This window comes from Kineosporia corallincola, from assembly GCF_018499875.1.
GTDB lineage: Bacteria > Actinomycetota > Actinomycetes > Actinomycetales > Kineosporiaceae > Kineosporia > Kineosporia corallincola.
On sequence record NZ_JAHBAY010000001.1, the window covers coordinates 680,152 to 692,630 of the forward strand.

Genomic DNA, 12,479 nt, shown 5'->3' on the forward strand with positions numbered 1-12,479 from the left:
GGCCGGGGCGCCGGGTGGGAAAACCCCGGCCGGCGGCGGCAGATCGGCCAAACCCGGAGCGGCCGGCAAGTCGGCCGGCTCGGGGGCGACGGGCAGATCGGCCCGATCGGGGACGGCGGGTGGACCGGCCGGCTCAGGGGGGACGGGCAGAGCGGTCAGAGCGGGGACGACGCGAGCGGGCCGGGTTCCCCGCAGTCGTGTGCCGGAGCGGGTGACGATCGTGCGCCCCGACCCCTCCGGCGAGCGCGACAGCCTCTGGCGCCCGGACAAGACCGTGCTGGCGTTCGGCGTCGGACTGGCCGCCACCGGCATCGGAGCGGCGATCGGCCTGGCCGCCGAGCGCCTCGCCGTGACCCGTAACCTCACGGCCGGCAACCAGGACAGGCCGGGTGACAGGCGGGACGACAGGCCGGACGACGGGCCGGAACTCGGCTCGCTGCGCGGCAGTCCGCGCGTGGTGCTGAGCGACGGCGTACCCCTGCACGTCGAGGTGGACGAGGCCGATCCGGGCGCGGCGGCGGGCGGGCCGGAGCTCACCGTCGTCCTCACGCACGGCTATTCGCTGAGCCTGGACGCCTGGCACTACCAGCGCCTGGCGCTGCGCGGGCGCTACCGGCTCGTGCTCTGGGACCAGCGCGGGCACGGGAGCTCGGGCACCGGCGAGCCGGGCTCCTCGACGATCGACCAGATCGGCCGGGACCTGTCCGCGGTGATCGACGAGGTGGCCCCGCAGGGTCCGCTGGTGCTGCTCGGGCACTCGATGGGCGGCATGACCGTGATGGCCCTGGCCGACCGGCGTCCCGAGCTGTTCGCCGAGCGGGTGGTCGGCGTCGGCCTGTTCTGCACCAGCGCGGGTGGCCTGGGCGCGATCGACCTCGGCCTGTCCGGTCTGGGCCGGGCCCTGGTGTCGGTGGCCCCGGCGGCGGCCCGGGCCCTGGCCCGGCAGCCCAGGCTGGTGGCGCACGGCCGACGCATCGGCAGTGAGCTGGAAAGCCTTCTGGTGCGCCGCTACTCGTTCGCCTCGCCGGTGCCGCGCGAGCTGGTGCGGTTCTCCGCGCAGCTGATCGCGCAGACCCGGATGGAGGTGATCTCCGACTTCCTGCCCACCCTGAACGCGCACGACAAGCGGGTCGCCCTGGCCGTGCTGGAAGATCATCCGCTGCTGGTGATGGCGGGGGAGAACGACCTGCTGATCCCGCGGGCGCACAGCGACGAGATCGCCGCCGCGCTGCCCGGGGCCGAGTACGTGGTGGTGCGCGACGCGGGCCACCTGCTGCCCCTGGAGCACCCCCGGCTGGTGAACACCTACCTGCTGGAACTGCTCTCCGACGCGGACGAGACGGCGCGTAACCGGCGGTCGGGTCGTCGCCGGGGGTGGGGACGCCGTACCGTGACCCCCGTACGAGAGCAACGCCGTGAACCACGCCGTGCCGAGCGGGCAGACGAACGAGGAGGAAGTCACAGGTGAGTGGGGCGCACCGTGCCGACCGCGCCGGATCGGTCGACGAGCCGGCCGTGACCGTGACGTCCGACGTGCCCTCCGCGGCCGCGATGAGAGACCTGGGCGGCCTGATCGCCGCCCTGCTCAGACCGGGTGACCTGCTGGTCCTCACCGGCGACCTGGGCGCGGGCAAGACCACGATGACCCAGGGCATCGGCGAGGGTCTGCGGGTGCGCGGCGACATCACCAGCCCGACCTTCGTGATCGCCCGGGTGCATCCGTCGCTCGTCGACGGCCCGGCGCTGGTGCACGTCGATGCCTACCGGCTCGAGACCCTGTCCGAGGTGGACGATCTCGACCTGGACGCCGACCTGTCCGACTCGGTCACCGTGGTGGAGTGGGGCGAGGGGCTGGTCGAGGGGCTGGCCGCCGACCGGCTGGAGGTCCGGCTGGCCCGCCCGCGCGGCGCGTCCGGCCCCGACGACCCGGAGACCTCGGGCGACGAGCCGCGCACCGTCCGGCTGCGGGGCTACGGCCCGCGCTGGGCCGGTGTCGAACTGCCCTCCCTCTGAACCGATCCGACCGAGAGAACGACTGATGACCGACCTGCTCACCCTGGCCCTGGACACCGCGTCCGCCACGGTCTCGGTCGCCGTGCACGACGGCGACCGGGTGCTGGCCGAGCGCGCCGGCGAGCGCACCGGGAAACACGCCGAGCAGCTCACCCCGCTGATCGAGACGGTGCTCGCCGAGGCCGGGGCCACCCGGGCCGATCTCACCGGGATCGTCGCCGGGGTCGGGCCGGGCCCGTTCACCGGGCTGCGCGTCGGCGTGGTCACCGCCCGGGTGCTGGGCTACGCGCTCGACCTGGAGGTGACCGGCGTGTGCAGCCTCGACGCGGTCGCCCTGGGAGCCGTGAACGCCGGTGCCGAGGGCACTTTCGTGGCCGCCATGGACGCCCGCCGGCGCGAGGTCTACTGGGCCCGCTACGAGGTCACCGAGATCGGCGGCCGGCGGGTGCCGGTGCGTGCGGAGCTGCCCGACGTGGTGGCCCCGGCGGACCTCGACCTGGCCGGGCTGCGGGTGGCCGGACGTGGCGCCCTGCTCTATCCCGACCTGCTCGGTGAGCCGCTCGACGGCCCGCCCGATCCGCCGGCCGGGGCCCTCGCGACCCTCGCCCACCTCGACCAGCGGTTCGTGGTGGACGCCGAGCCGCTGTACCTGCGTCGCCCCGACGCCGAGGCGAACATCAGCCGGAAGCGCGTTCTGAAGTGAGCCTGCGGCTGCGGCCGATGCGCTGGTGGGACGTGGCCGCCCTGATGCCGCTGGAACGGGAGCTGTTCGGCGGCACGGCGTGGACCGAGGAGATGTTCTGGTCCGAGCTCGCCCATCCGGAGACCCGGCACTACCTGGTGGCGGAAACGGTGGACGACGAGGGGCCCGCGACGGTCCTTGGCTACGCCGGTCTGCTGGCGCCCGGCCCGGAGGCCGACGTGCAGACCGTGGCCGTGGCTCCCGCGGCGCAGGGCCAGGGGGTGGGCCGCCGGCTGCTCGACGCGCTGATCGGGGCCGCCCACGAGCGCCGTGCCACCAGCCTGCTGCTGGAGGTGCGGGCCGACAACGAACCGGCGATCGGGCTGTACGGCAGCCGGGGCTTCGAGCGGATCGCGATCCGCCGCCGGTACTACCCCGGCGACGTCGACGCCTGGGTCATGCGACTGCGCCCCCTGACGAGTGAATAGGCTGAGACCGTGAGCGATGAACCACTGGTGCTCGGGCTGGAGACCTCCTGCGACGAGACCGGGGTCGGTATCGTCCGCGGCGGCACGCTGCTGGCCGATGCGGTGGCCTCGTCGGTCGAGGAACACGCCCGGTTCGGCGGTGTGGTGCCCGAGGTCGCCAGCCGCGCCCATCTCGAGGCGATGGTGCCCACGCTGCGGCGGGCCTGTGCCGACGCCGGCGTCACCCTGAACGACCTGGAGGCGATCGCCGTCACCTCCGGGCCGGGCCTGTCCGGCGCGCTGATGGTGGGTGTGGCCGCGGCCAAGGCGCTGGCGCTGGCCCTGGGCAAACCGCTGTACGGCGTGAACCATCTGGCCGCGCACGTCGCCGTCGACATCCTGGAGCACGGCCCGCTGCCCGAGCCGGCCGTGGCCATGCTGGTCTCCGGCGGGCACTCCTCGCTGCTGTACGTGCCCGACGTCAGCTACGACGTGCAGCCGCTGGGCCGCACCATCGACGACGCCGCGGGCGAGGCCTTCGACAAGGTCGCCCGGCTGCTCGGCCTCGGGTTCCCCGGCGGCCCGCTGATCGACAGGGCCGCCCGCGAGGGTGACGCGGCCTCGATCCGCTTCCCGCGCGGCCTGTCCGCCGCCCACGACATGCGCGACCACCGCTTCGACTTCTCCTTCTCCGGGCTGAAGACCGCGGTGGCCCGCTGGGTGGAGCAGCGCGAGGCGAACGGCGAGAGGGTGCCGGTGAACGACGTGTCGGCGTCGTTCCAGGAGGCCGTGGTGGACGTGCTGACCCGCAAGGCGGTGCTGGCCTGCCAGGAGAACGGCGTGGAGCACCTGCTGATCGGCGGCGGCGTGGCGGCCAACTCGCGGCTTCGGGCGATGGCACAGGATCGGTGCGAGAAGGCGGGCATCACGCTGCGCGTGCCGCGACCCAAGCTGTGCACCGACAACGGTGCGATGGTGGCCGCGCTCGGTGCCCGCATGGTGCAGACCGGCCGGGTGCCGTCCGACCTCACGCTGCCAGCCGACAGCTCGATGCCGATCACCCTGGTACAAGCCTGAATTGAAGACGACGAGGAGCTGCGGCCGCGCTCCTCGTCGTCTTTCAGTTCTGCTTGTAGGGGCGCACCACGATCACCGACTGCCGCCCGGTCACCCGGGTGAGCACGATCGTGGCCTCGTGCGGCCCGGCGAGCCGCAACTGCTTGCGCAGCTGCTCGGGCTCGACCGCCGTGCCGCGCTTCTTGATGGTGAGCCGGCCGACGCCGCGGTCACGCAGGTAGGTACGCAGCGACTTGAGCTGGAAGCCGAACACGTCGTCGACGGCGTAAACCCGGGCCAGCGGCGTGTGTTCGATGCGGTCGGAGGTGATGTAGGCGATGGTCGGGTCGACCAGCCGGCCGCCGATCTGGTTGGCCACGGCGGCCACCAGGCCGGCCCGGATCACCGCGCCGTCCGGCTCGTAGAGGAACTGGCCCACCCGGCCCACCTCGGCGGGCACGGTGTCGGCCATCGAGCTGTCGTTGATCTCGGCCCCGCCGCCGGAGGAGTCGAGCACCAGCGCGCTGCGCCGGATGCCCTCGCGGCGCACCGTGCCGAACCACAGCCCGCACTCGACCACGTCGCCGTCGACCGAGACCCACTGCGCCTCGGTGTCGTCGGGGACCATGTGGTGCGGCACCCCGGGGGCGGTCTTCATGCCGACCGCGGGCAGCCGCCCGGCCAGCTCGCGCACGAACGACAGCGGCGGGTTGCCGGTGCGCGGGTCGAGCAGCCGCCGGCCCGAGGCCTCACGCCGGGCCGGGTCGAGGAACGCGCCGTCGAGCCCGTCGATGCGGGTGGTCATCGCGTCTTCGTGCCGCACCACGGCCTCCGGCCAGTGCCGCAGGTTGACCGTGGCGACGGCCGCGGTGACCTCGTCCTTCTCCACCGCCACGACCTCCCGGTCGAGAGTGGCCAGGGCCATCGAGTCGGCCCCGATGCCGCACCCCAGGTCGCCGACCCGCTGCACCCCGGCGGCGGCGAAACGCTGCGCGTGCCGGGCCGCGACCGGCAGCCGGGTGGCCTGTTCCAGGCCGGTGGGCGTGAACAGCATGCCCTCGGCGAACGGCCCGAACTTGGCTCTGGCGGCGGCTCTCAGCCGGGACTGGGTGAGAGCCGCGGCGACCAGGTCGCTCGGGTGCCCGTCACGCCGCAACTGCTCGCCGAGCGTCATCGCGGTGGATTCGTCGTACGTGGGCAGCGACTCCAGCAGGGCCCATCCGTCGGAGGTCAGCAGCGTCGCTATGCCGGTCAGATCCACCAGCGGATTCTTTCACGGCCGCGGCACCCGGCCGCGCGCCGCTCGATCTGCGGACTTTGGCACTCGGGTTGACCGAGTGCTAACCAGGGTTCTAGATTCGAGCCTGGCACTCTCCTCGTGAGATTGCCAGCACCACCCCCTCAGCAGGGCCCCGATCGGCACCCGCGACGACGATCGATGTCCGGCTGGGACCACAGTCCTTTGCACATTCATCGACGTTCCGAGAAGGGGAGGTCCGCAAAGTGTCGGTCTCCATCAAGCCGCTCGAGGACCGGATTGTCGTCAAGCCGCTGGACGCGGAGCAGACGACGGCCTCTGGCCTGGTCATCCCGGACACCGCCAAGGAGAAGCCCCAGGAGGGCGAGGTCCTGGCGGTCGGCCCCGGCCGTTTCGACGACGAGGGCGAGAAGCGGATTCCGCTCGACGTCAAGGTCGGCGACACGGTGCTCTACAGCAAGTACGGCGGCACCGAGGTCAAGTACTCGGGCGAGGAGTTCCTCATCCTCTCGGCCCGTGACGTGCTCGCGATCATCGAGAAGTGATCTGAGGGCCCGCTTCTGACGGGCCCGGTTTCGCGTACCCGCCCCGGTCTGCCCTCGTGGCGGCCGGGGCGTGTGCCGTTCTAGTACCCAAAAGCACACCTTCGTCCAAGGGACTGACAGTCGCATGGCAAAGACTCTGGAGTTCAACGACGACGCCCGGCGCTCGCTGGAGCGGGGCGTCGACGCGCTCGCCAACGCCGTCAAGGTGACGCTCGGCCCGCGCGGTCGCAACGTCGTCATCGACAAGAAGTGGGGCGCGCCCACCATCACCAACGACGGCGTGACCATCGCCAAGGAGGTGGAGCTGGACGACCCCTACGAGAACCTGGGCGCCCAGCTCGCCAAGGAGGTCGCGACCAAGACCAACGACGTCGCGGGTGACGGCACCACCACCGCGACCGTGCTGGCCCAGGCCCTGGTGAAGGAGGGTCTGCGGAACGTCGCCGCCGGCGCCGCCCCGTCCGGCCTGAAGCGGGGCATCGACGCCGCGGTGGACGCGGTCAGCACCAAGCTGCTCGAGACCGCCCGCGAGATCGAGGGCAAGGAAGAGATCGCCCACGTCGCCACCATCTCGGCGCAGGACTCGGTGGTCGGCACGCTGATCGCCGACGCGTTCGACAAGGTCGGCAAGGACGGCGTGATCACGGTCGAGGAGTCCTCCTCGGCCGGGACCGAGCTGGACTTCACCGAGGGCATGCAGTTCGACAAGGGTTACCTGTCGCCCTACTTCGTCACCGACCCGGAGCGGATGGAGGCTGTCCTGGAGGACGCCTACATCCTGATCCACCAGAACAAGATCTCCTCCATCTCCGAGCTGCTGCCGCTGCTGGAGAAGGTCGTCCAGACCGGCAAGCCGCTGGCGATCATCGCCGAGGACGTCGACGGCGAGGCTCTGTCCACGCTGGTCGTGAACAAGATCAAGGGCACGTTCGCCGCCGCCGCGGTGAAGGCCCCGGGCTTCGGCGACCGCCGCAAGGCCACGCTCCAGGACATCGCCACCCTCACCGGTGGCCAGGTGGTCAGCCCGGAGATCGGCCTGAAGCTGGACCAGGTCGGCCTGGAGGAGCTGGGCCGCGCCCGTCGCGTCGTCATCACCAAGGACGACACGACGATCATCGAGGGTGCCGGCGAGCGTGACGAGGTCGAGGGCCGGATCGCGCAGATCCGCGCCGAGATCGAGCGCACCGACTCGGACTGGGACCGGGAGAAGCTCCAGGAGCGCCTGGCCAAGCTGGCCGGCGGCGTCTGCGTCATCCGCGTCGGTGCGCACACCGAGGTGGAGCTCAAGGAGAAGAAGCACCGGATCGAGGACGCCGTCTCGGCCACCCGCGCCGCGATCGAGGAGGGCATCGTCTCCGGCGGTGGCTCGGCCCTGGTCCACGCCGTCTCGGTGCTCGACGACAGCCTCGGCCTGACCGGCGACGAGGCGACCGGTGTCGCCATCGTGAAGCGCTCGGCCGCCGAGCCGCTGCGCTGGATCGCCGAGAACGCCGGCCTCGAGGGCTACGTCGTGGTCGACAAGGTGCGCAACGGTGGGGTCGGTACCGGCTTCGACGCCGCCGCCCAGGAGTACGGCGACCTGATCGCCAAGGGCATCATCGACCCGGTCAAGGTCACCCGCTCGGCCCTGCGCAACGCCGCCTCCATCGCGTCGATGGTGCTCACCACCGACACCCTGGTCGTCGACAAGCCGGAGCCGGTCGAGGAGCCCGCGGCCGGTCACGGCCACGGCCACGGTCACTGATCAGCCACTGATCAGTTCCTGACCGGAGACCGACCGGACGGCACCGAGGCCCGGCCCCTGTGAAGGGGCCGGGCCTCTCGCTCTGCGCCCGGGTGTTTCAGCTGGCGAAGCTGTCGGCCAGTTCGGGCTCGCGTCCGGTGAGGTAGAAGGTCTCCCGTTCGTCCTCGGTCAGGCCGCCCCACACACCGTAGGGCTCACGCACCTGGAGGGCGTGCTCGCGGCACTGCTCCATCACGGGGCAGCGGGCGCAGACCGACTTGGCCGCGACGTCGCGCTGGCGACGGGCCGGGCCACGCTCGCCCTCGGGGTGGAAGAAGACCCGCGGATCCGCGGTGCGGCAGGCCCCGTCGAGCTGCCATTCCCACAGGTCGGCAACGGGCCCGGGAAGACGAGAGATCTCAGCCATCATGGACACACCATTCCGATTAGAAGTGCTGACCTCTCGGCTTCGAGGGGCCTCGTGGTCACGCGTTCAGGTGGACTTCACCGAGTGCCCGGCCGGTTGCCGGTAGCACTGGCACATCTAGGCGTATCGGCCGGTTCGAGGCGCGCTTGAAGCGAAGGTGAACTACCTTTGAAGCGGTTGCCATAGCAGTCACAACGCTTCGGCGGTTGTTCAAGTAGCATCGTTTCACCGCTGGTTCGACTCGGGCGGCACGAGGGGGCGTTGTGGGTTAGTGTCTGTTTCTCTAGTGCCAGGGGGCGGGTGAAGTGTCAGAAACGTCTCGGCAGGCCGGGACCGGAGCTGAAGAGCCCGTCGAAGGTCCGATCGAGTTGACGGAGGCGAGTTCGACGCCGCCCTCGCCGACTTTGACAGTGGCAGCCGTGGCCAGGCGTCTCGGTGTCGCTCCTCCGACGTTGCGTACCTGGGACCGCCGTTACGGCCTCGGCCCCTCCGCTCACACCGCGGGCGCCCACCGGCGCTACTCGCCGGCCGACGTGGCCCGGCTGATGGTCATGCGCCGGCTCACGCTGGAGGGCGTGGCGCCCAGCGACGCCGCCAAGATCGCGCTCGCCACCGCCCTGACCGACGAGGGCCGCCCGGTCCAGCCGGCCGAGGAGCCCTCTCCGGACGACAGTTACGACGCCTCCGGTTTCGGCCCGCCGCTCGGCGGCGTGCTGGAGAACCCGCGCCGCCCGGACCCGTCGCCACGGCCGTTCATCAGCGACGAGCCCCGTTACCTCGACGAGGTCGACCTCGACCCCGAGGCGAAAAAGCCCACGCGCCCGGCAGACACGAACCTGGACGAGGTGGAGCTGGCCGGTGCCTACGGGCGCCATGAGCCGACCGCCTGGTCGGCGCGCGGCCGCATCTCCCGGGGCGAGGAACCGCATCCGGACGACCTCGACCTCGACGCCTACGACGACTTCGGCCGCCAGCAGGACGACGACTGGCCGGGCATGCTCCGCTCGGTCGAGACCGATCTGAGCACCTCCTCCGGCGGCGGCCGCATCATGGCGCTGCCCGACGGCACGCCGCAGAGCCGTGGCCTGGCCCGTGCCGCGATGGCGCTGGACTCCTACGAGACCAGCCGCATCCTGCGGGAGAGCGTGCGCCGGCAGGGCGTGGTGCCGACCTGGAACACGATGATCATGCCGGTGCTGCGCGCGCTCGGCGAGCGGGTGCGCATCTCCGGTGAGGGCATCGACGTCGAGCACGCCTTCTCCGAGGTGATCCTCGGGGTGTTCCGCAACATCGCGATGAACGTGCGGATCACCCGCAACTCGCCGATGGTGCTGCTCGCCTGTGCCGACTCGGACTATCACTCGATGCCGCTGCACGCGCTCGCCGCCGCCCTGGCCGAGCACGAGGTGCCCACTCGCATGCTGGGTTCCGGCCTGCCGCCGCACGCCCTGGCGTCGTCGGTGCGCCGCACCGGCCCGTCGGTCATCGTGCTCTTCGCCCGCATGCCCGGTGCCGACGCCGGTGACGCGCAGGTGCTGCGCCGTCAGCGGCCCGCACCCACCGTGGTCCTGGCCGGGCCCGGCTGGCGGCCCGACACGATCCCGGCCAGCGCCCGCACGGCCGGGTCGCTGCTCGAGGCGATCGACGAGGTTCTGCGCGCCCTGAACGCCTGAGCGCGCTCCTCGTCGTCCCCCGGTTGTGGGTTCGGGGAGCCGCAACACGCACCCGGGTGGCATCCCGCCGGCGACCGGTGAGCCACCCGGGCTCAAGTCCCCGATGCCGGTGTCGAAACCTTGGACCAGGGACATCTTCCATGGATGGGGGATGCCAAGGCTTCGTGAGGTGTATCTGTGGCGACGGTTCTGGTGTGCGATGACTCTGCCCTGGTCAGAGAGACCTTGCACAGGGCACTGTCCTCCGTTCCCGGCATCACCCGCGTCGTGGACGCGTCCTCGGGTGAAGAGGCGCTGGCACGATGGCCGGTCGAGAGACCGTCGCTGGTGCTGATGGACGTCCGGATGCCCGGGATCGGCGGGGTGGAGGCGGCGCGTCGACTGCTGTCCCGCCATCCGGAGGCGATCGTGGTTATGGTGACCATGGCTGAGGACGCCGACGGCGTGGCTCGGTCGGTGGCCGGGGGTGCCCGCGGCTACTTGGTCAAGGACGCTTCGCGGGAGGAGGTGGCGGCAACGGTGGTCTACGCCCTGAGCGACGGTCTGGCCCGGCGAACGGTCCCGGCCCCGCGCAGCAACGACGCGAATGTCTCCGCCCCGCCCCTCACCGAGCGTGAGATGCAGGTGCTCACCGGAATGAGCCGTGGTCGCAGCAATGCCGAGATCGGCAAGGAGCTGTACCTCTCCGAGGACACGGTGAAGACCCATGCCCGCAGGCTTTTTCGCAAGATGGGCGCGGCCGATCGCGCCCAGGCGGTTGCGGTGGGGTTCCGCTGGGGCCTGATACGGTGAAGTAATGGCCGTCCGGGGCGGCAAGAAGAGTGCCGTAGGTGTAACGCCGAGGCCTCCTGCCGCGATGTCTCAACCGGACGACACAGAGGACTTCCAGGAGCTGTCGTCCCGCGCCGTCCAGGGTGACGACGCGGCCACCGAACGATTGCTCAAACTCGTTCATCGCATGGTCCGGCGTTACTGCCGGGCCAGGCTCTCCCGCATGCCCGGGGGAGAGCACACGGCGGACGATGTTGCGCAGGAGGTTTGCATCGCTGTGCTGTCAGCCCTGAGTCGTTACCGGGACGAGGGACGCCCGTTCGAGGCGTTCGTGTACCGGATCGCGGCGAACAAGGTTGCTGATGCCCAGCGTGCCTTCTACCGCGCTGCCGTCCCGGTGGCGGAGGTCCCGGAGACCCCGGAGACCGCCGCCGGCCCGGAGGAACTGGCCGAGCGGGCCGGTGACGCGCAACAGGTCCGTGAGCTCCTCGCCCGTCTGCCCGACCAACTGCGCGAGCTGCTCGTTCTGCGCGTGGCGGTGGGCATGTCGGCGGAGGAGACCGGCCGGGCGCTGGGGATGACCGCGGGGGCGGTCCGGGTGGCCCAGCACCGTGCGATGCAACGCCTACGGAGCATGATCGACGTTCCCGCGACGGAGACGGCATGAGTACGACGCCCCCGCCCCCGAAGGACGACGCCGGCGAGCCGCCCACGGCCGACCTCTCCGAGCTGGCCGCCACCGATGCGCTGCTCGACCGGCTGGCCGCCCGCCGGGCCACCGACGACGACCTGCTCGACCCCACGGCCTTCGCCCTGAGCTCGCTGCTCACCGAGATCGACGTCGAGGCCGGGGCCGACTCCGCCACCGCGCGCCTGGTCGAGGTGCTGGCGGGCCGTCCGCTCTACCTCGACGGCCCCACGGTGCCCGCCGCCGGCGAGGTTCCGGCCGCCGGTGAGGAGCTCATCGACCTCACCTCGGACCCGGACGCCGCCGGGGCCAAGGCGCAGGAGAAACCCGTGGCGGCCGCCGAGGAGACCCCCGGTGTGGCCGCCGCCGTCCCGATCACCGCGGCCCGCAGCAAGCGGTGGCAGGTGGCGGCATCCAAGATCTCCGCCCCCGTGGCAGCCGCGTCGATCGCGGTCATGGTGGTGCTGGGCGGCGGCCTGAGCGCGGCCGTGACCGGCGACCCGATGGCGCCGATCAACAGCGTCGGCAAGGTGGTCGCCAAGCTGCCCGGCGTCGATTCCTCCGGTCAGCACCTGAAAGACGCGCAGAAAGAGCTCGAGCTCGCGCAGAGCCTGATGCGGTCCGACCCGGACTCCGCCCGCCAGCACCTGGCGAAGGCCCAGGAGATGCTGGCCGACCTGCCCGACGACAAGACGGGCGACCTGATCACCCAGGCGCAGATCCTGGCCGACGCGCTCCCGGTCACCGACCCGGCCGATCCCGACGCCACGCCGGTGCTCGCCACGAGCACCCCGGGCGACGGCCCGACCAGCGACGTGCCCGCCACCGGCGTCCCGGCCAGCAGCACCGCCACCGACAACCCGTCCACGCCGGTCACCAGCACCGACGGCGGCGCCACCACGGCACCGGACAGCACCACCACGCCGGACCACACCGTCAGCACCGGGCCGACCACGAGCACGACCACGAGCATCCCGGCCGACACCGGCACCAGCACGGTCTCCACGCCCGACCAGACCACCAGCACCGGCTCCACGGCGGCCTCGTCACAGGCCAGCCCGGCCGACTCCGCCTCGGGCGAATGAGTTGTCGTCGGGACGCGTGTCAAGAGCACCCTCCGATCGTGACTAGCATGAGTGCACGGACGACGACGAGCGCCAGAGTCTTTCGCCGTTC

General features: G+C 71.7%; 13 protein-coding genes. 11 read left to right on the forward strand and 2 right to left on the reverse strand.

Annotated features, from left to right (window positions below; genetic code table 11):
* The first annotated feature begins 211 nt into the window (after positions 1-211).
* From KIH74_RS03095 to tsaD, 5 genes are read left to right on the forward strand one after another with little or no spacing between them, the layout of a single operon-like run.
* Complete coding sequence (locus KIH74_RS03095) at positions 212-1,468, forward strand: alpha/beta fold hydrolase (protein WP_214154164.1); 1,257 nt, start codon at positions 212-214, stop codon at positions 1,466-1,468.
* Positions 1,465-2,013, forward strand: a complete 549-nt coding sequence (gene tsaE / locus KIH74_RS03100; protein WP_308113543.1) for a tRNA (adenosine(37)-N6)-threonylcarbamoyltransferase complex ATPase subunit type 1 TsaE — start codon at positions 1,465-1,467, stop codon at positions 2,011-2,013. The genes KIH74_RS03095 and tsaE overlap by 4 nt, the downstream gene beginning before the upstream one ends.
* A gap of 25 nt (positions 2,014-2,038) precedes the next feature.
* Positions 2,039-2,716: a tRNA (adenosine(37)-N6)-threonylcarbamoyltransferase complex dimerization subunit type 1 TsaB gene (tsaB, locus tag KIH74_RS03105; protein ID WP_214154165.1), complete on the forward strand. Its 678-nt coding sequence runs from the start codon at positions 2,039-2,041 to the stop codon at positions 2,714-2,716.
* Positions 2,713-3,183 carry a ribosomal protein S18-alanine N-acetyltransferase gene (gene rimI / locus KIH74_RS03110; protein ID WP_214154166.1) on the forward strand — a complete coding sequence of 157 codons (471 nt, stop codon included), beginning with the start codon at positions 2,713-2,715 and terminating at the stop codon, positions 3,181-3,183. Before tsaB ends, rimI begins: the two co-directional genes overlap by 4 nt.
* 9 nt (positions 3,184-3,192) lie before the next feature.
* On the forward strand, positions 3,193-4,239 hold the full coding sequence (gene tsaD, locus KIH74_RS03115; protein WP_214154167.1) for a tRNA (adenosine(37)-N6)-threonylcarbamoyltransferase complex transferase subunit TsaD: 1,047 nt from the start codon (positions 3,193-3,195) through the stop codon (positions 4,237-4,239).
* 43 nt (positions 4,240-4,282) lie between these two features.
* Here the strand turns inward: tsaD and KIH74_RS03120 are convergent, their stop codons facing one another.
* Entirely contained in the window at positions 4,283-5,479 is a 1,197-nt protein-coding gene (locus tag KIH74_RS03120; RefSeq protein WP_214154168.1) for a THUMP-like domain-containing protein, read from the reverse strand.
* A gap of 242 nt (positions 5,480-5,721) precedes the next feature.
* Between KIH74_RS03120 and groES the strand changes: the two genes are divergently transcribed.
* On the forward strand, positions 5,722-6,021 hold the full coding sequence (gene groES / locus KIH74_RS03125; protein ID WP_052530828.1) for a co-chaperone GroES: 300 nt from the start codon (positions 5,722-5,724) through the stop codon (positions 6,019-6,021).
* 124 nt (positions 6,022-6,145) lie between these two features.
* A complete protein-coding gene (gene groL, locus KIH74_RS03130; protein ID WP_214154169.1) occupies positions 6,146-7,765 on the forward strand; it encodes a chaperonin GroEL in 1,620 nt (539 codons plus the stop codon).
* Between the two features lie 97 nt (positions 7,766-7,862).
* On the opposite strand, the gene KIH74_RS03135 is transcribed toward groL, so the two are convergent.
* The gene (locus tag KIH74_RS03135; RefSeq protein WP_214154439.1) at positions 7,863-8,171 is read right to left on the reverse strand and encodes a WhiB family transcriptional regulator; all 309 of its coding nucleotides are present in this window, start codon (positions 8,169-8,171) and stop codon (positions 7,863-7,865) included.
* Between the two features lie 419 nt (positions 8,172-8,590).
* On the opposite strand from KIH74_RS03135, the gene KIH74_RS39445 reads away from it, so the two are divergent.
* The 4 genes from KIH74_RS39445 (at position 8,591) to KIH74_RS03155 (ending at position 12,388) form a co-directional block, all read left to right on the forward strand.
* Complete coding sequence (locus tag KIH74_RS39445; protein WP_214154170.1) at positions 8,591-9,844, forward strand: MerR family transcriptional regulator; 1,254 nt, start codon at positions 8,591-8,593, stop codon at positions 9,842-9,844.
* A gap of 177 nt (positions 9,845-10,021) precedes the next feature.
* Complete coding sequence (locus KIH74_RS03145; RefSeq protein ID WP_052530831.1) at positions 10,022-10,636, forward strand: response regulator transcription factor; 615 nt, start codon at positions 10,022-10,024, stop codon at positions 10,634-10,636.
* Between the two features lie 64 nt (positions 10,637-10,700).
* A complete protein-coding gene (gene shbA / locus KIH74_RS03150) occupies positions 10,701-11,282 on the forward strand; it encodes an RNA polymerase sigma factor ShbA (RefSeq protein ID WP_214154171.1) in 582 nt (193 codons plus the stop codon).
* Complete coding sequence (locus KIH74_RS03155; RefSeq protein WP_214154172.1) at positions 11,279-12,388, forward strand: hypothetical protein; 1,110 nt, start codon at positions 11,279-11,281, stop codon at positions 12,386-12,388. Before shbA ends, KIH74_RS03155 begins: the two co-directional genes overlap by 4 nt.
* Positions 12,389-12,479 lie beyond the last annotated feature (91 nt).